Here is a 16,972-nt window from a genome sequence, read left to right as displayed (position 1 = left end):
AGGCAGGTGCGTGGGGGGCTTCGCGTTTTGGTTCCCCCTCTCTTTGACCAGATGTACAAAAAACAAATGGGGACCGGGCACGCGTTCCCCCCCCCCCCCCCCCCGCCGTCCTTGACACCCTCGCGCGGTCAACACCGCCGGACCCGGTCCAGCGCGGCGAGCAGCCGCTCCCACGAGCCTCGGACGGTCATGCTCGCCCACAGGCGGACGCCCTGCGGCGAGTACGCCCGGTCGGGACGGACAAACCGTTGGCGATGACCTCTGCGCTAGTCGAACACTCTGTCTTCGCCCCTCGCGACGGCTCGCCGCCTTCGAACGTCCTCCATCACCAAGGCGGCCGATCGGCATCGAAACCGACTTGGAGCGTTCCCGCGCGGATGCCCAACTACCCCTGCTACGGCGCTCGGTGGGCTGCAATCAGGTCCCGGTACCAGGCGTACGACGCCTTCGGGGTGCGGCGCTGGGTCTCGAAGTCGACGTGGACCAGGCCGAAGCGCTGCTCGAAGCCCTCGGCGTGTCGAACACCCTGTCACCGTATCCCCTGGCGGCTGGTGGTAAGTGCTCGGTGGCGTGGCTCCAGAGGTATGCCAGGTCCGCGGCCTTGATCCACGAGAATGTCGGACTTCGGACGGTCTACAGGTAGCACCGCCGGTATCTGACACTGCCGACGATGCGGCCGACCCGCAGGGCGAGTTGGGCCAGCCATGCGGCGCGACTTTCCGCAGGGCCGACCAGGTCGGGCGCGTGCACCAGAATCCTCCACCAGGAGCCGGCGACGTCGCCCGGCCGCGAGGAGGGCATGCCGTGGCCTGCGAAGTCCCGGAATAGCTTTGGGTGCGAACGGCCGTAGCGGTAGAGCTGGCGTGCGATGGCCCGTGAATCACCACGGAGCCGGTAGTGCACGACGCCGTGGGGCGAGAAGGCCAACTGGTCCCCGGCCAGCTGGGCGCGCCAGAAGAACTCGACATCGTCGCAGCCGTAGCGGTAGCTCTCGTCGAAGCCGCCCAGCCGGCTCCACAGCTCCTTGTGGAACCCGCAGTTGGCTCCCGCCGGGTACGGCAGGAAGCCGAAGGTGTCGAGCAGTGCGTCGGCCTCCTTCGGCGGGCGCGCGGCGAGGGCCACCTGCGCGTTGAGCAGGCGGCGTTCGAGCGCGCCCCCGACGGCCGGGCTTGTTCGTAGGACGTCGACCAGGCCGGCCATCCATCCGGGGGCCACCACGTCGTCCGCGTCGCAGCAAAGCACGAAGTCACCGTGCGCGCGCCGGCAACCGATGTTGCGCGCACGGTTGACGCCGCAGTCCTCGGCGACGTCGACCACCCTGAGCTGCGGCATCCGCTGCTGCCAGGACCGCAGGAGCGCGCGGGTGCCGTCGCTCGATCCGTTCTCGACGACGATGAGCTCCCACAGGTCCGGATAGGTCTGCCGACGCAGGGCCTCCAGCTGCGCGGCTATCGTCAGCTCGGCGTTTCGCGCGGGCATGACCACCGAGACCAGGCTCACCGGACGATTGTTCTCGTTCATCCGGCGCTCCGCGCACCCGGGCTCAGTGCCTGGACGGCATGGAGCACGGCAGCGGTGTCGCGCAGGTCCGCCAGAACCGAATCAGCTCCCGCCTCCCGCAACGCGGCGCCGCTGCTCGCGCCCGAGGCGACGGCGATCACCCGAGATCCGCCGATGCGTCCCGCGTGCACGTCCTGCGGAGTGTCGCCGATCAGGAGGGTGCTGTCGGAATCGAAGTGGTGCCCGTACGCGGCAGCTGCGCGCCGCCGGGCCACCGGGAGGAGAGCAGCCCGCTCGCGGGCGTCGCTGCCGTAGGCACCGACTCCGATGTCCACGAATTCCGCCAGCCCGAACAGCCGCAGCTTCAGGACGGCGTTGGCCCGGAGATTCCCGGTCAGCACGGACTGCGCCACCTCGCGCCGTGCTCGCAACGCCCGCAGGGCCTCGACGGCGCCGGGCAGGACCCGTCCAACCGTACGGAGCTCGGTGGCCCGCCGACGCAGTTGCGTGGCCAACTCAGAGGCGACCCGGCTCTGTTCGACCCCGTTGATACCGTGCCGGACGAACAACTCGTCCATGATGTCCAGTTCGGTGCGGCCTGCAGTGGCGACCCGGTGGCGGGCCGGCCTGCCGGTGAGGCGTTCGAACGCGAGCGGGTAGACGGCCTCGCAGCCGGCCCCGCAGTCGATCAGCGTGCCGTCGATGTCCCACAGGAGGAGGATCCGCTTCATACCCGCGCTGCCCGTCGCCCTGCAGTCGGCCCGGCCGCGAACGGGCCCCGCCGCGCGGTACAGGCCGCTCCATGCCTGGCTGCGAGGTCCAGTGCCTCGGCGGTGGCCGAGCCGGCGGCGAGCGCATATGTGAGGACGGCCGCGAAGTTGTCCCCCACCCCGTAGGTGTCCACCAGGGGGCCTGGTGCGCGGGCGGGTCGGTAGCGACGGGGGGGCTGGCCACCACAGGTGAACACACCGCCGCGATGACCTTCGGTGCTGACCACGAGATCCGGCGGCCTGCGCAGCAGCGCCGGGTCGCACCGCTCTGCCGGGTCGCAGCCGCTGCCCACCAGCGCGTCGACCCTGACACCGGAGTCCAGCACGGTGGTGAATTCACGCGCCGTCACCACGAGCACCCTGGCCTGACGGGCCCGGCGCAGCAAGGCAGCATCCCCAGCGGTGAAGAACACCGCGTCGAACGACGCCAGTTCCCCCCAGTCGAAGGGATCTGCCGCGGCGGGTTGCAGGCGTTCGCCCAGGGTGATGGTGGTGCGTTCACCGAACCGGTCGACCATGCTCACCGCCGCGCGCGTGGGGCCGGCCCGGGAGGCGGCCAGCACCCGTACGCCCCGGTGCTCGAGTTCCGCGCGCGAGCGCCGCCCCGCGTGGTCGTCGCCGAAGGCGGTGAAGAACGTGCAACCGCCGGTCAGTTCGGCCAGCCGGACGGCCGCGACCGCACCACCCCCTGCCGGGCCCCGCCAGAGCCGCTCCGCGTGGATCACCTCACCGGCGGTGGGCACCTGGTCAAGACCTGCGATCGTCGTCCACTCGACGTGTCCCACCACGGCCACCCGCGGCCTGCCCGAGGGCGCCGCGGCACCGGCGGGGTGGATGTCTTCGTCCATGACTCCTCGACTCTCGCACCGACCGTGCGTCGGCACCGCTCCAAGTCGATCACCGTCCGGCCATCCACGCCGCGCGAAATACTCCGGCCGAGGGTATGTTGACGAACTATGAATGGCGAGCCTGTTGCGGCTCCGCGATGATGGATGCCCGGGTGCTTCGGATCCGTGTACAAACTCCTAGCCGCGCGGCCTTCTACCGCTCGACGGAGGTGAACGTGAGGGAAGTGCATGCGGTCCTCTTCGATTTCGACGGGACGCTGTGGGATCCGGAATCCGAGATCTTCCGCGCCCATGCGGAGATCTTCCAGGACTTCGGTCATCAGCTCGCGATGGACGTGTGGTCATCGCTCGTCGGCACCATCGGGTTCGACCTGTGGACACATCTGGAACGGCTCACCGGGCGCACGGTGGACCGACGCGAGGTGCAGGAGCGGCTTCACTGCCGGCAGCGGGAACTGCTCGGCGGGCTGTCCAGCCGGCCCGGCGTACAAGGAACCCTGCGGGCGGTTGATGCGCTGGGATTGACCCGTGGGATCGTCAGCAACTCGACCCGGGAATGGATCACCCGATACACCCGGCAATGCGGTATCGCCCAGGGGTGGAGCACGGTGCAGTGCGCCGACGGAGACCGGGTCAGCGCGAAGCCCGCGCCGAACCTGTACCTCGCGGCACTCGCCTCCCTGGGAATTCCCGCCGGGCGGGCGGTGGCATTCGAGGATTCACCGAGCGGCGTGCGTGCGGCGAAACGGGCCGGCATTCGATGCGTCGTCATACCCAATTCAATAACCGCCTCGCTCGATCTCGGTGAGGCGGATCTGCGTTTCGAATCGTTCGATCAGATCGATCTGTCAGGAATTCTCAGAGGGAAGTCTATGGAACAGGTCAGCACCGCGGCACCGAAGCGGCCGTCCGGGACGGACGCCGCCGACGTCCTTCAGCACTACTACTACCTGCCGGACAAGCTCCGGGTGGTCAGGGGCGAGGGTGTCTACCTCTACTCCGATGACGGTCGGCGCTATCTCGACTGCTCCTCGGGGACGTTCAACCTGAGCCTGGGCTACGCCCACCCCGAGATCGTGGCGACCGTCCGCGAGCACGCCGGCCAGCTCATCCACGTCACCTCGAAGTTCCAGACCGAACCGCTGAACGCGCTGGTGTCGAAGCTGGCCGAGGTCTCACCACCGAACCTCACCCGGGTACACCTGAAGTCGGCGAGCGGCTCCGACGCCAACGAGAGCGCGGTGAAGATCGCCCAGGTCCACACCGGGAACTCCGACGTGATCACGCTCTTCCGCGGGCACCTGGGCCAGACCCTCGGCATGATCGGCGCCTCCGGCGCCGCGTTCCGGCGCACCCCCTTCCCCTCGCACCTCCCCGGTGTCGTGCACGTCCCCGATCCGCACTGCCTGCGCTGCTTCTACGGGCAGGAACGGGCCACCTGCGGCCTGATGTGCGTCGAGCGGATCAACGACTTCATCGACTACGCGAGCACCGGCCGGGTGGCCTGTGTGGTGCTGGAGCCGATCAGCGGCAACGGCGGCAACGTGGTCCCGCCCGACGGCTATCTGAAGGCGCTCAAGGAGCTGTGCGAGGAGCGCGGCATCGTGTTGGTCTTCGACGAGATCCAGACCGGGTTCGGGCGCACCGGCCGCATGTTCGCGGCCGACCATTTCGGTGTCACCCCGCACATGATGACCTTCGGCAAGGGGCTCGGCGGCTCCGGGATGCCCATCGCCGGCATCCTGACCGAGGACCGGCTGGCCGGTGTGGAGGGGCACCACATCAACTCGACCTTCGGCGGCAACGTGATGGCCGCCGCGGCCGCTCTGAAGACACTTGAGATCATCGGCCGCCCCGGGTTCCTGGAGAACGTGCGAGCCGTCGGCGCGTACGTTCTCGACCGGCTGCGCGACCTGGCCACGAAGGTGCCGTTCGTTCAGGAGGTCCGCGGTGTGGGGCTGATGATCGGCATCGACATCGTGGACCGTGCGGGCCGGCCCGACCCTCAGCTCACCAACCACCTGGCCGAACTCGGCATGGACCACGGGCTGCTGCTGCGGACCTCGCTGTACGGGCACGGCAACGTGCTGAAGGTCCGACCGGCGCTGATCATGACCCGTCAGGAGGCGGACGAGATGTGCGACCTGCTGGAACGACTCTTCCTCTCGGTCTCATGAGGGGCCTGGTCCAGGAGCTGTCCCGGCGAATCCGGGCGGCCGTCCGCACCGGCCTGCACGACGTCGGCAGCCGCTACGTGATGGGCACGGCGAAGGGGGGAGACGCCGAGTTCCCCGTCGATGTGCTCGCCGAACGCGCCGCATGGGACTTCCTGAGGGAGCAGAACGAGCCCGTCGCCGTCTACACCGAGAGCGAGGGGCTGCGCACGCTCGGCCGGAACCCCGCGTACGTCCTGATCATCGATCCGATCGACGGCACGCGCGGTGCTGCCGCCGATCTGGAGATGGCCTGCGTATCCATCGCCGCGGCCCCCTTCGGCGAGGCGCCCGCCATCGGGGACATCCGGTACGCGATGCTCCAGGAGATCAAGTCCGGCAACTGGCTCTACGCCGACGCCCAAGGGGCCGGGATCGAGTCCGGCGGCTATCCCGCTCCGGTGCCCCAGCTGTCGTCCAGCGTCGATCTCGACCGGATGTTCTGGTCGCTGGAGTTCAACGGCCATCCGGCGGAGTTGATGACCGGTGCCTACGGCCACCTGATCGACGCATCGGCCAACACCGGCGGCGTGTATGTGTTCAACAGCGCCTCCTTCTCCATCTCACGGATCATCACCGGACAGATGGACGCCTACGTCGACATCGGCAACCGGTTGCTCCGCGACCGCCCTGCCACCGAGGCGGACTTTCGCCGGGTCGGCCGCGGGAGCATCCTGCATCTGTTCCCGTACGACATCGCAGCCTCGGTGTTCCTGGCGGAACGGGCCGGGGTCACCATCACCGACGCCTACGGCAAGTCGCTGCACGACACCTTGCTCCTGGACATCAGCCCGTTCAACCAGCGGTCGTGCATCGCCGCCTGCACACAGCAGCTGCACGCGGCACTGATCGACTCGATCCGCTGGTAGGCGGGGCGGCGAAGCTCAGCAAGGAGACACCTGTGGTGACCGATCGCCGGCACATCACGGCCATGACCTCCCGCCCGCCCGGCGGGTGGACCGACGAGGCGGCCCTGGCGGCCGTCACCGACACCCTCGGCCTCGAAGTCGCACACGAGATCCTGGACGGCGGATCCCCGGCCCGGGTGTACCGGGCCACCACCTCGGCCGGGGAGGACCTGGCGGTCAAGGTCCTGGTGCCCGCACAGGGCGCCGTGGACGGCCACGACCTGGTGTCCTTCCGCCGCAAGCTGGGCCAGATCGAGCTACTGCGTACCCTGGCACCGCGGTTGGCGGCGCACTACCTGCCGATCGTGCACTTCGTCGATGGTGACGGATGGTCGGCCTGTACGACGCCGTTCTACGACTCGGCGGACCTGGCGGCGCCCCTGCGGGAGTCGCCACAGGGCACGCGGGAGTTCTTCAGCCGGTACACGGCGCTCGTCAAGACCCTTGTCCTGGACGGGTACGCCGTGCAGTCCCACCCCACCCCGGCCGGATACCTTACGGAAGTCGTCGTGGGCCGGTTCCTCCGGCGGCTGCCCGCGTTGCAGGGGGCGCTGCCCGCCGGCCTGATGACGGCCGAGCGCGTCACGGTCAACGGCGTGGCGTGCGAGGCCCCACACCTCGTGCTGGAACGCCTGGCGGGCCGGTCGGCCCGGATGGCGCCGGCCAGGTTGATGGCCCCTGCCCACGGGGACGCCAACACACGCAACGTGCTGCTGTCCACCCGCCCCGGTGCGGCAGCGGGAGACTTCCGGCTCATCGATCCGCGCGGCTCCACCGAGCCGTGGGATCCGGTCTACGACGTGGCGAAGACGCTCTTCAGCCTCACCGTGTGGGATCCCGCGCTCCGGATGGGCTTCTCGGTGCGCAGGTCGAAGCGGTACGGCTACCAGGTGGGGTTCCGGCAGCCGCCCTTCCCGGGCTACCGCGCGGCGATTCACCGGTTCCTGCCCCACCTGGAGTCGTGCGAGGGCCTGTCGGGCTTGTTCCGCGACGATCCGGGCTGGACGCAGCGGCTCCTGCTCACGCACGACCTGCATGTCCTGGCGGAGGCGCCGTGCCGGCTTTCGGACCGCAAGCCGAAGCCCGACCTGCGGGGAAGGGACTCCGCACCCGCGGAGCTCGCGCTCGGCCACTATCTGCTCGGCACCCTGCTGATCAACGATCTCGCCCAGCAGCTCGGCCGCGCCGGGCGGGTGGACGCCGAGAGCCACCTGGCTCTGGTGACCGACCACCTCCCCGGCGGGTGACATGGCGAGCAGCCGGCCCGCAGATGGCAGGCCATCAGGTGGGCGGCAGGCCCGCCAGGTGGGCGAGCGCGGAGTCCAGTCCGGGGCCCAGCAGGCGGTGCCGGGTGCTGCGCAGCACCAGCCGCGGCGGGCGGCGGCAACCGGGGTAGGCCTCCTTCTCCTGGGCGGCCACCACCTGGGTGGGCAGGTCCAGTGCCTGCTGGACTCTGGACATCAGCTCGAATCGGGTCACCACATCGCTGCCGCCGTAGTGCACGACACCCGTGCGGTCCCACAGCCGGGCCAGGGCCGGGCCGAGGCTGGGAAGGTAGACGGGGGCGCAGACCAGGTCCGTACGGGCGGTGGTCGTCGGCTGGGCCAGCCGCGCCAGGAAGGTGTTCGACCAGGGGCCGCGTCCGAAGACCAAGGGGATCCGTACGATCAGGTGTGCGCCGTCGGCGAGCAGCAAGTCCTCGGCTGCCGCCTTGGTCCGCCCGTAGACGTTGACGGGGGATCGGGGGTCTTCCTCGGTGTACTGGTGGCGGGTGCCGTCGAAGACGTTGTCGCTGGACAGGAGGACCAGCTTCGCCGCCGAGGCGCGCACGGCATCCAGCAGCACCTCGACGGGACGGACGTTGAGGCGGTGGGCCAGCTCCGGGTCGGCTTCGGCCGCCTCCAACGGGACCAGGCCGGCTGCGTGGACGACCAGGTCGAAGCCGTCGGCCACCAGCGCCGCCAGTCGCCGCTCGTCGCGCAGGTCCACGTGGACCAGCCCCGCGATCGACCGGGTACCGAAGGTGCCGACGACATTGTGACGGGGTGTCAGGTAGGTCCACAGGCCGCCCCCCACGAACCCCGACGCGCCGAGCAGCAGGATCCTCAGGCGCGAGTTCGACGGGAGTTCGCTCCCGCCCGGCCGCCGAAACAAGCTCATATCAGGCATTTTATGACACTTTTGGTGAGAGCTCCGATGGGAGGCTGTGATGAAGGCCATCGTCTTCGAAGATGTGGGCCTGGCGGGCATCCACGATCGTGAGGTCCCTTCCTTCGACGTCGGCGAGGTCCTGGTCAAGGTGGCCGCCACCGGTGTCTGCGGCACGGACCGGGCGATCCTGCTGGGTGAGTTCCCGGCACGACGCGGTGTGGTGCTGGGGCATGAGGCGGTCGGCGCGGTGGCCGCGGTCGGGTCCGGCATCAGCTCGGTGATGCCGGGCGACCGTGTGGTGATCAACCCGACGTACTACTGCGGCCGGTGCCGTCCCTGCCGCCGAGGGATGCCGGCGCACTGCGCGGCGAAGGAAGGCCGGGAGGTCGGCGTCGACCGTGACGGGACGATGGCCGACTTCGCCGTCGTGCCCGAGCGCTTCGTCCATCAGCTGCCCGTCTCGGTGTCCTACCGGCGAGGGGCGCTGGTGGAACCGCTCGCCTGCGTGCTCAACAACCTGAGGGCAGCTCGGCTGCGGTGGGACGACCAGGTGCTCGTGCTCGGCGCCGGCCCCATCGGCACACTGTGCGCGATGGTCGTGGCACGGCGCGGCGCCAGGGTGACACTGACCGAGCGTGATCCGAGGAGGGCGGAGATCGCCCGCCTGATGCTGCCGCGAACGGTGCGGGTACTTTCCCCGGAGGAGGCGGCCGGGTCAGGCAGGCCGGTATCCGACGTGGTCATAGATACGACAGGGTCGGTACCGGGTGATGTCCTGAGCGCGGTGGCGGCCGGGGGCACCGTCGTGGCGATGGGCGAGCGGGAGGCCGGCGTCGCCACCATCCCGCTGAGGGCTCTGGTGACCAGAGGGATCCGTCTAGTGGGGGCAGGACCGTACCGGCCCACGGACTTCGAGCTGGCGCTGGACCTCGCACAGGATCTGCCACTCGAAGAACTGGTGACCCACGTGCTGCCGCTCGAACGGTACGCCGAGGCCCTGGCGCTGCTGGCGGTCGCACCCGACGGGCGGGGACGGCCGTCGCCCGGCCGCGGGTACAGTGCGATGAAGGTCCTGCTCGCCCCGGACGAGAACCCGGCCTCATGAGCGCCGGACGGGATGGTGCGCACCCGTCCTTCGTGGACGGAACGCTTTGGCTGGACGACCGCCCCCGGTTCCTCATCGCCGGTGAGTACCCCTACTACCGGGATCACCGCGGGCGGTGGGCGGCCAAGCTGGGCGCCATGCGCGACGCCGGCATCGAGGTGGTGACCTGCTACGTTCCCTGGCGGCACCACGAGATCAGCCAGGGCGGCGGCCGGCGGTTGTGCTTCGACCGGGACGGCAACCGCGATCTGGCCGCCTTCCTGGAGCTGATTGCGGCGACGGGCCTGCTCGCACTCCTGAAGCCGGGCCCCTTCGTCCATGCCGAACTGCCCTTCGGTGGACTGCCCGACCGCGTCAGCCCCACCCTCGATCCGGATCGGCACGCCGCACGGTCGGCCGACGGCCGACCGCTGCCCTGCCAGCAGTTCGCGCTTCCGTCGGCTCTGGACCCGAAATTCCTGAAGGATGCGACAGGCTGGCTTCGCGCTGTCGGCCGGTTCCTCCGGCCATTCGTTCATCCGCAGGGGCCGGTCGTCGCCGTCCAGATCGGCAACGAGGGGCACTACGGGGAGACCGCCCTGCCGATCGACGCGCTCGACTACTCGCAGCCTTGTGCCGACGCCTTCGCCCGCTTCGCACCCGGCGTGGAGGCACCCACCCGGGCGGAGTGTCCGCCGTCCCCGAACGGGCTGCTCTCCCTGGTCAGCTGGGGGCAGTGGTCGGCCGAGGTCCTCGCCGCCGGGATGGCGGGGCTGGCCGAGGCGCTCGGGCCGGACATCCCCGTCTTCACCACGTACTCGCCGCCGGCCAGGGCCGACCGCGTGCCCGGCCGGGCGGCCGGACGGTACGACGCCTGGTTGGCCAGGAACAGAGTCGGCGCGCCCACTGCACTGCCCCGCGCCTACACGAGCTGGGCGGGCAACGTGCTGGCGGACGAGGAGGCGCTGGTCAACTACGTTCTGGCGGCCAAAGGGGGACGAGGCCCCAACATCGAGGAGAACTGGGGGCTCCGCTGGGCGGATGCGAGCTGCGCCTTCCCGGTGGTCCCGATCCACCACACCCTGCTCGGCGTGGCGTGCGGGGCGACCGGCATCAGCGTCTATCCGGCCTGCGCCACTGCGGGCTGGGGCGACCACCTTGCGGTGGATCGCTCCTGGTTGACGGAGACGGCCGGCGATCCCGCGCAGTTCGATCCGCCGTACGGGGACGCCGCTCCGATCCTGGTCGACGCCGGCCCCGGCCCGGCCTTCGCCGCCGTACAGGTGTTGACCCACTTTCTGGCCGGCCAGCAGGACGTGCTGGCCGTCTCCCGCCCGGAGCCCGGAGTGCGGTGGGGTGTCCATCCGCCGTACGCGGCAATCGGTGCGTGGTACCGGGCGACGAGCCGGCGCAGCGGCGGGGCCGCGGATCGGCCCGTGCCCTCGGCCGGTCGGACCCTGCTGCCCTTCGTCGCCCACTGCCTGCGACGCAACCTGCCCTTCCAGTTGGAGGAACTGACCGGCCGGGTCGCACTCGACCCTGATGCAGGGCCACTGGTCGCAGTGTCGGGCCGCTTCATGGAGCAGGCACTGCAACAACGGCTCGCCAGGTTCACCGAGCAGGGCGGGTCGCTCCTCGTGGTGGGGGAACTCCCCCACCTGGATGAGAACCTGCGCTCCTGTACCGATCTGGCCGATGCGGTGCGGCGATACGCCGCGCCGCTGGGCGAGCCGGCCAGGGTGCGCGCGGTGGCCCTCGGCGGGAAGCCCGTCGGAACGGCCGTCGAGGAGTGGCTTGGCGAGAGCAGCGGCGTACCTCGGCGTACCGGACCACGGGAATGGCTCGAGCTGCGCAGGACCACCGCGGAACCCGAGGACGTGCTCGTCTTCCTCTTCAACCGCTCGGGCGGACCCTTACGGGCACGCACCACGTGCGGGGAGCACGTCGTCGCCGTCGACCTCGTCGGGGACGGATGCGCCGTCGTGCGGGTGTCCAACGGACGGCTGGGGGCGTGCTACGTCAAGGGGCTGAACGAGCGGACCGGCGCGGGGGTGCCGGTCCGGGTGCGGGTCGGACGCGATCTGCTGAACGCCGACCGGCCGTGCGACCTGTCCGCCGTGCGCGGGCCGGGCAGCTTCGAGCTGCGCACCGCCGGAGTGCAGGGCGAGGCCCGCGTGCTCCTGCCGGAGGGGCCATGACACCGTCGTCCCCATCGCTCCCGGCCGCCGCCCCGGCAGAGGCCGTCGGCGTCGATGTCGGCGCCACGAAGATCGCGGCGGTGCGGGTGGCGGCCGACGGCACGGTGTCGGCGCGGGCCCGCTGTGCCACACCGCGCCGCACGGCGAACGCGCTGGTCGGTGCCATCAGCGACCTGGTGGCGCAGGTGCGGAGCAAGCGGGTCACCGCGGTCGGCGTCGGGCTGCCCGGGATGGTCGACGCCCGTACCGGGGCGCTGGCCTTCGCGCCCGGTCTGGACTTCGCGCGAGCTCCGCTTCGGACGCTGATCGCGGACGCGGTGGGACTGCCGGTGGTGACCGACAACGACGCGAACGCGGCCGCGTGGGCCGAGTACCGCCTTGGTGCAGGGCGCGGACATGACCACCTGGTGCTGGTGACGCTGGGCACGGGTCTGGGTTGCGGCGTGGTCGTCGCCGGCCGCCTGCTTCGCGGCTCGCACGGCTTCGCGGCCGAGGCCAGCCACCTGACGGTCGATCCCCGCGGCCCACTGTGCGAGTGCGGCAACCGCGGATGCTGGGGAGTGTCGGCGTCCGGCGCCGCCATCGCGAGACTCGGGCGACAGGCTGCGGCGGCCCACCCGACGTCGCTGCTGGCCCGCCTGATCGGCCAGGGCCCCGCAGGCGCGGGAGAGGCGGTCACCGAGGCCGCCCGCAGCGGCGATGAGCAGGCCCTGGCGATCCTGGACCGGGTGGGAGCGCTCACCGGCACCGGACTGGCCGCCTTGGCCAACCTGTTCGATCCCTCCGTGATGGTCGTCGGAGGCGGTCCGATCTCCGCAGGAGAACTGCTGCTCGCACCCGCGCGCGCCTCGTTCGCCCGCTGGCTCTATTCACCCGGAGATCGCCCGCCCGTGCCCGTACTGACGGCCCGCTTCGCCAATGATGCCGGCGCGATCGGCGCCGCACTGCTGGCGATCGATCGCGCCCCGGACCTCGGGAGGATCTGAGCTCGTCACCCAACTACCTTTCATGCCCCGCCCTGTGAGTGTCAATCAGGTCGCGACACCAGGTGTAGGACGCCTTGGGCGTCCGCCGCTGCGTCTCGAAGTCGACGTGCACGAGATCGAATCGTTGATTGAACCCCTCAGCCCGTCGAACAGGCTGTCATTACAGCGAGTCCGTAACCGTGAGTCACCAAACTCTTGCAAGTCGCCTATCTGGCACCCGAGTTGCGATCTTCAGCCAGCCCGCCTACTTCGCGAACCGCCTCCGATGGGCAGCGATCAGATCTCGATACCAGGCATAGGAAGCCCTGGGAGTGCGCTTCTGGGTCTCGAAGTCGACATGGACTAGACCAAAACGCTGGCTAAACCCATCTGACCACTCGTAGTTATCGATCAGCGACCATGTGTAGTAGCCGCGGACGTCGATGCCTTCGGCGACCGCTTGAGCGAGAGCGTCGAGGTGGGCGGCGAGGAAGTCGATGCGGGGCTGGTCGGGGGTGGTGGGCTCTTCGACGGAGCAGCCGTTCTCGGTGATGGTGATCGGCGGGAGTGCCGCTCCGTACGACTCCTTCAAGCCGATCAGGAGTTGGCGGATTCCGTCGGGGACGACGGGCCAGCCGAAGGCGGTGTGGGGGACGTCGGGGATGTCGACGAGGTCGAAGGGCAGGCCCGCGTCGGTGGGGGCGGCAATGCGGGTGGGGTTGTAGTAGTTGACGCCGAGGCCGTCGAGGCCGGGGGTGTGGATGAGGTCGGTGTCGCCGGGGTGGATGGCGCCGTAGATGTCGTCCGGGACGCCGAGGGCGGAGAGGTCGGGGTAGGTGCCGAGGAGGACGGGGTCGGTGAACAGACGGTTGTGCAGAGCGTCGTAGGCCTCGGCGGCGGCGAGGTCGGCCGGAGCGTCGGAGGCGGGCCGCACCGGGGTGAGGTTGTTGGCGATCAGCACCTCCAGGCCGCGCTCGTGCAGGGTGGCGGCGGCCAGTCCGTGGGCGAGGAGCTGGTGATGGGCGGCCGGCAGGGCCTCCATCATGAGGGTCCGGCCGGGGGCGTGGATGCCCAGCGCGTAGCCGTAGACCATGTGGACGAAGGGCTCGTTGAGGGTGATCCAGGCGGGGATCCGGTCGCCCAGGCGGTCGGAGACGACGGCGGCGTACTCGGCGAAGCGGTACGCGGTGTCGCGGTTCAGCCAGCCGTCCGCGTCTTCCAGGGCCTGCGGCAGGTCCCAGTGGAAGAGCGTGGGCAGCGGGGTGATGCCGGCTTCCAGCAGGGCGTCCACCAGGCGGTCGTAGAAGGCGAGTCCGGCCGGGTTGACCGGGCCCGCGCCGGTGGGCTGCACACGGGGCCAGGCGATGGAGAAGCGGTAACCGTCCAGCCCGAGGCCCTGCATCAGGACGATGTCCTCGGGATAGCGGTGGTAGTGGTCGCAGGCGACCGCTCCCGTGTGGCCGTCGCGGACGGCGCCGGGGCGGGCGGCGAAGACGTCCCAGACGGACGGGCCGCGGCCGTCCTCCTCGACGGCTCCCTCGATCTGGTAGGCGGCGGTGGAAACACCCCAGCGGAACCCCGCCGGCAGGTCGAGACGATCCGGCACGGCTCGCTCCTTGCTCGCGATGGCGATGAGTATGCACTCAACGGAAGCATCAAATATGAGGCGTCCTCATGTTAGCGGCTACCGGGCGAAGCACCAGATGTTGTGCGAAGGTTCGAAGCGCCAAGCCATTGAAAGTTGATGCTCATCGTAAAGATCCACGCAGCACACAGCTCGGGCCAGTTGCAAGAGATCTCGCCGGCGCCATCCGGTTCGAGGCCGGCCCGGGCACGCGGTGGCGCCCGGGCCGGCGCACCCGAGCGGCTACCAGCGGCGGCGCGGCAGCGCCGGGTTGAGCTTGGCGGCGAGCGCGGAGAGGAAGGCCGGGAGCTTGTCGACCATGTTCTTGGGGACCGGGGTGGTCTGGACGGTGCCACTCCTCACGTCCTCGACGACGAGGGCGTAGGTGCCGTTCTCCTCGACGAGTTCGGCTGCGAAGAGCAGCGTCTGTGTGGAGGTTTCCATCAGAGCTCCCGGGTCTGGGTGTCGTTGAGCCAGGCCGTCCATTCCTTGGTGGTCTGCTGCTCGTCGGTGTCCTCGGCGAACAGGTGGTGGCCGAGCCAGATCGGCACGTTCCAGGTGCTGCCGTTGAAGAACCGGTAGAGCGCGTCCGGGCCGCGAAGGCCGAGGAAGTCGGTGCTGATCCAGTCGACGACCACCTCCTCGGGGTCGTGCTCCTGGCCGGGGGCGCGGAGGGTGAACCGGTCGCCGACGGTTGCGTCGGTGGGGAGGCCGAGGCGTAGGCGCAGGGCGGCGAAGTCGGCCGGGTCGGCGGTGGGTTCGGGCTGCTGGGCCCTGACGTAGGTAGCGGGGCGGCCGCCGAAGTGCCGGAGGTACTCGGCGAGGCCGTGCTGGTAGAAGTCGACGTGCTTCTCGGCCGCGTCCGTCTTGGCGTCCCAGGCCCAGGCCTCGTCGACGACGCCCGTGTGCACCCAGTGGATCCCCATCCGCAGGTGGCTGGCTCCGTCGTCGGCCGGTTCGACGTGGTAGCTGAGCGTGTTGGAGAACCCGCCGTCCTGGGTCGCCCGGACGGCGAGGTGCCGCGGCGGTTCCCAGGCCACGACGGTGGCGTCGCCCCGGGTTGCCTTTCCGCCGACGCGCGGCTCGACCTCCATCGGATAGAGCCAGCCCAGGTTGCCGGCGCCGGTGGCCACCGCGTCCCAGACCTGCTGGGGCGTGGCGGGCAGGTCCTGCTCCCGGCGGACCTCGAACTCTCGGGCCATGGTCGGTACTGCTCCTTCGTCGTGGTTCACGGTCAGTAGGCGATCGGGAGGGTGCACAGCCGCCGTTGCAGCGGGTTGGGCCGCCAGTCCAGCTCCGCCCCGGCGGCGAGCCGCAGTTCGGGCAGCCGGCGGACCAGCGTGCCGACGGCCACCTCCACCTGGAGCTTGGCCAGCGGGCCACCGAGGCAGAAGTGCGGGCCGTTGCCGAAGCTGAGGTGGCGGTTGCCGGGCCGGGACAGGTCGAGCCGGTCGGGGTTCTCGAAGCGTTCGGGGTCGCGGTTGGTCGCACCGAGGAACAGGTACACCAGCTCGCCCTCCCGCAGCGTCCGCCCGCCGATCTCCAGGTCCTGCGCGACGACCCGGACGATCGCCTGGGTGACCGTGTCGTAGCGGGCCAGTTCCTCGACGGCGTCGCGGATCAGGTGCGGGTCCGCGCGCAGCCGGGCCAGCTGGTCCGGGTGGCGCAGCAGGGCCAGCGTGCCGTTGCCGATCAGGTGGGTGGTGGTCTCGTCGCCGGCGGTGATCAGGACGAAGCAGGTGGAGAGCAGTTCGGAGTCGGTGAGCCGGTCGTCCTGCGCCTGGGTGGCGACCAGGGCGCTGATCAGGTCGTCGCCCGGCTCACGCCTGCGCTGCCGGATGAGCCCGGAGAGGTACTCCTCGTACTGTTCGATCGCCGCCTCGGACTTGTCGATGTCCTCGGCCAGCCGGCCGAACTGCTGGAACCAGCTGTTGACCTGCGGCCGGTCCTCGTCCGGGATGCCGAAGAGCTCGCCGACGACGGACATCGGCAGCGGGGAGGCGACCGCCTGGATCAGGTCCATGGTCGGTCCGGCGGCGACCGCCTCGTCGATGAGCCGGTCGACGATCCGCTGGACGCCGTCGCGCAGGGCCTCGACGCGCCGGGCGGTGAAGGCCTTGTTGGCCAGTTTGCGCAGCCTGGCGTGGTCCGGCGGGTCGGTGTTGGTCATCACCCGGCCGAGTCGGTCGGTGAGGCGGCTGAGTGCTTTGAGGTCGCCGCCGAGCGCGGTGAAGGCGCGGGTCATCCGGTCCCGGTCGTTGGACAGCCGCAGGTCGCCGAGTGCGGCCTCGACGTCGGTGTACCGGGTGAGGTACCAGATGCCCTGGGCGCTGCGGTGGACCGGCTCCTCGCGCCGCATGCGGGCGTAGAGCGGGTACGGGTCGCGCCGGGCCTCGGAGGTGGACAGGGCTGCGGCGAGGTCGTCCGGACGGGCGGGGCCCGCGGCGTCGCGGGCCCCGTCCAGGGTGTCGGTGGAGGTCATGTCGGCCGCGCTACCGCTGGGCGTCCATGGCGTCGGCGAGGCTCTTGGGCCGCATGTCGGTCCAGGCCCCCTCGACGTACTCCAGGCAGGCGGCGTGGGTGTCCGGGCCGTGGGTGACGGTCCAGCCGTCCGGGACGTCGGCGAACTGCGGCCAGAGCGAGTGCTGGTTCTCGTCGTTGACGAGGACGAGGAAGGTGCCGTCCTGGTCGTCGAAGGGGTTGGTCATGGG

The 16,972-nt window shown here is 70.4% G+C and carries 15 protein-coding genes and 2 pseudogenes; 6 read left to right on the top strand and 11 right to left on the bottom strand.

Going from position 1 to position 16,972, the window contains the following annotated elements; translation table 11 throughout:
• Window positions 1-394: 394 nt before the first annotated feature.
• The 4 genes and pseudogenes from ACZ6NC_RS14710 to ACZ6NC_RS14695 form a co-directional block, all read right to left on the bottom strand.
• A pseudogene (locus ACZ6NC_RS14710) lies at window positions 395-514 on the bottom strand (family 1 glycosylhydrolase); the annotation flags it as partial.
• Window positions 515-633: 119 nt separating this feature from the next.
• Window positions 634-1,521 carry a glycosyltransferase gene (locus ACZ6NC_RS14705; protein ID WP_465732559.1) on the bottom strand — a complete coding sequence of 296 codons (888 nt, stop codon included), beginning with the start codon at window positions 1,519-1,521 and terminating at the stop codon, window positions 634-636.
• On the bottom strand, window positions 1,518-2,231 hold the full coding sequence (locus ACZ6NC_RS14700; protein WP_465732557.1) for a haloacid dehalogenase-like hydrolase: 714 nt from the start codon (window positions 2,229-2,231) through the stop codon (window positions 1,518-1,520). Before ACZ6NC_RS14700 ends, ACZ6NC_RS14705 begins: the two co-directional genes overlap by 4 nt.
• The gene (locus tag ACZ6NC_RS14695) at window positions 2,228-3,118 is read right to left on the bottom strand and encodes a PfkB family carbohydrate kinase (protein WP_465732555.1); all 891 of its coding nucleotides are present in this window, start codon (window positions 3,116-3,118) and stop codon (window positions 2,228-2,230) included. Before ACZ6NC_RS14695 ends, ACZ6NC_RS14700 begins: the two co-directional genes overlap by 4 nt.
• 215 nt (window positions 3,119-3,333) lie before the next feature.
• On the opposite strand from ACZ6NC_RS14695, the gene ACZ6NC_RS14690 reads away from it, so the two are divergent.
• From ACZ6NC_RS14690 to ACZ6NC_RS14680, 3 genes are read left to right on the top strand one after another with little or no spacing between them, the layout of a single operon-like run.
• On the top strand, window positions 3,334-5,295 hold the full coding sequence (locus tag ACZ6NC_RS14690) for an aminotransferase class III-fold pyridoxal phosphate-dependent enzyme (protein WP_465550480.1): 1,962 nt from the start codon (window positions 3,334-3,336) through the stop codon (window positions 5,293-5,295).
• Window positions 5,292-6,200, top strand: a complete 909-nt coding sequence (locus ACZ6NC_RS14685) for an inositol monophosphatase family protein (RefSeq protein ID WP_465732553.1) — start codon at window positions 5,292-5,294, stop codon at window positions 6,198-6,200. The genes ACZ6NC_RS14690 and ACZ6NC_RS14685 overlap by 4 nt, the downstream gene beginning before the upstream one ends.
• 35 nt (window positions 6,201-6,235) lie before the next feature.
• Window positions 6,236-7,486, top strand: a complete 1,251-nt coding sequence (locus tag ACZ6NC_RS14680) for a phosphotransferase family protein (RefSeq protein WP_465732551.1) — start codon at window positions 6,236-6,238, stop codon at window positions 7,484-7,486.
• A 34-nt stretch (window positions 7,487-7,520) separates the two neighbouring features.
• Here the strand turns inward: ACZ6NC_RS14680 and ACZ6NC_RS14675 are convergent, their stop codons facing one another.
• Window positions 7,521-8,399, bottom strand: a complete 879-nt coding sequence (locus tag ACZ6NC_RS14675) for an SDR family oxidoreductase (protein WP_465732549.1) — start codon at window positions 8,397-8,399, stop codon at window positions 7,521-7,523.
• A gap of 49 nt (window positions 8,400-8,448) precedes the next feature.
• Between ACZ6NC_RS14675 and ACZ6NC_RS14670 the strand changes: the two genes are divergently transcribed.
• From ACZ6NC_RS14670 to ACZ6NC_RS14660, 3 genes are read left to right on the top strand one after another with little or no spacing between them, the layout of a single operon-like run.
• Entirely contained in the window at window positions 8,449-9,495 is a 1,047-nt protein-coding gene (locus ACZ6NC_RS14670) for a zinc-dependent alcohol dehydrogenase (protein ID WP_465732547.1), read from the top strand.
• Between the two features lie 32 nt (window positions 9,496-9,527).
• A complete protein-coding gene (locus ACZ6NC_RS14665; RefSeq protein ID WP_465732545.1) occupies window positions 9,528-11,672 on the top strand; it encodes a beta-galactosidase in 2,145 nt (714 codons plus the stop codon).
• Window positions 11,669-12,658 (top strand): ROK family protein, encoded by a 990-nt coding sequence (locus ACZ6NC_RS14660; RefSeq protein WP_465732543.1) that lies wholly within the window; start codon window positions 11,669-11,671, stop codon window positions 12,656-12,658. Before ACZ6NC_RS14665 ends, ACZ6NC_RS14660 begins: the two co-directional genes overlap by 4 nt.
• A gap of 13 nt (window positions 12,659-12,671) precedes the next feature.
• On the opposite strand, the pseudogene ACZ6NC_RS14655 reads toward ACZ6NC_RS14660, so the two are convergent.
• From ACZ6NC_RS14655 to ACZ6NC_RS14630, 6 genes and pseudogenes are all read right to left on the bottom strand, one after another.
• Window positions 12,672-12,791, bottom strand: a pseudogene (locus ACZ6NC_RS14655) (hypothetical protein); the annotation flags it as partial.
• Window positions 12,792-12,902: 111 nt separating this feature from the next.
• On the bottom strand, window positions 12,903-14,243 hold the full coding sequence (locus tag ACZ6NC_RS14650) for a GH1 family beta-glucosidase (RefSeq protein ID WP_465732541.1): 1,341 nt from the start codon (window positions 14,241-14,243) through the stop codon (window positions 12,903-12,905).
• 261 nt (window positions 14,244-14,504) lie between these two features.
• A complete protein-coding gene (locus tag ACZ6NC_RS14645) occupies window positions 14,505-14,705 on the bottom strand; it encodes a hypothetical protein (protein ID WP_465732539.1) in 201 nt (66 codons plus the stop codon).
• Window positions 14,705-15,463 carry an SRPBCC family protein gene (locus ACZ6NC_RS14640; protein ID WP_465732537.1) on the bottom strand — a complete coding sequence of 253 codons (759 nt, stop codon included), beginning with the start codon at window positions 15,461-15,463 and terminating at the stop codon, window positions 14,705-14,707. The genes ACZ6NC_RS14645 and ACZ6NC_RS14640 overlap by 1 nt, the downstream gene beginning before the upstream one ends.
• A 32-nt stretch (window positions 15,464-15,495) precedes the next feature.
• Window positions 15,496-16,743 (bottom strand): cytochrome P450, encoded by a 1,248-nt coding sequence (locus ACZ6NC_RS14635; RefSeq protein ID WP_465732536.1) that lies wholly within the window; start codon window positions 16,741-16,743, stop codon window positions 15,496-15,498.
• Between the two features lie 10 nt (window positions 16,744-16,753).
• Complete coding sequence (locus tag ACZ6NC_RS14630) at window positions 16,754-16,969, bottom strand: MbtH family protein (RefSeq protein WP_465732534.1); 216 nt, start codon at window positions 16,967-16,969, stop codon at window positions 16,754-16,756.
• Window positions 16,970-16,972 lie beyond the last annotated feature (3 nt).

The organism is Kitasatospora sp. NPDC041988, assembly GCF_055588525.1.
The sequence above is the reverse complement of the archived record's forward strand: the minus strand, read 5'-3'. Positions and strand labels throughout refer to the sequence as shown.

What these genes read in the sequence shown, in the direction of transcription:
- ACZ6NC_RS14705 (WP_465732559.1), bottom strand. Translation starts at nt 1,521, where the DNA reads ATGAACGAGAACAATCGTCCGGTGAGCCTGGTCTCGGTGGTCATGCCC.
- ACZ6NC_RS14700 (WP_465732557.1), bottom strand. Translation starts at nt 2,231, where the DNA reads ATGAAGCGGATCCTCCTCCTGTGGGACATCGACGGCACGCTGATCGAC.
- ACZ6NC_RS14695 (WP_465732555.1), bottom strand. Translation starts at nt 3,118, where the DNA reads ATGGACGAAGACATCCACCCCGCCGGTGCCGCGGCGCCCTCGGGCAGG.
- ACZ6NC_RS14685 (WP_465732553.1), top strand. Translation starts at nt 5,292, where the DNA reads ATGAGGGGCCTGGTCCAGGAGCTGTCCCGGCGAATCCGGGCGGCCGTC.
- ACZ6NC_RS14675 (WP_465732549.1), bottom strand. Translation starts at nt 8,399, where the DNA reads ATGAGCTTGTTTCGGCGGCCGGGCGGGAGCGAACTCCCGTCGAACTCG.
- ACZ6NC_RS14670 (WP_465732547.1), top strand. Translation starts at nt 8,449, where the DNA reads ATGAAGGCCATCGTCTTCGAAGATGTGGGCCTGGCGGGCATCCACGAT.
- ACZ6NC_RS14660 (WP_465732543.1), top strand. Translation starts at nt 11,669, where the DNA reads ATGACACCGTCGTCCCCATCGCTCCCGGCCGCCGCCCCGGCAGAGGCC.
- ACZ6NC_RS14645 (WP_465732539.1), bottom strand. Translation starts at nt 14,705, where the DNA reads ATGGAAACCTCCACACAGACGCTGCTCTTCGCAGCCGAACTCGTCGAG.
- ACZ6NC_RS14640 (WP_465732537.1), bottom strand. Translation starts at nt 15,463, where the DNA reads ATGGCCCGAGAGTTCGAGGTCCGCCGGGAGCAGGACCTGCCCGCCACG.
- ACZ6NC_RS14635 (WP_465732536.1), bottom strand. Translation starts at nt 16,743, where the DNA reads ATGACCTCCACCGACACCCTGGACGGGGCCCGCGACGCCGCGGGCCCC.
- ACZ6NC_RS14630 (WP_465732534.1), bottom strand. Translation starts at nt 16,969, where the DNA reads ATGACCAACCCCTTCGACGACCAGGACGGCACCTTCCTCGTCCTCGTC.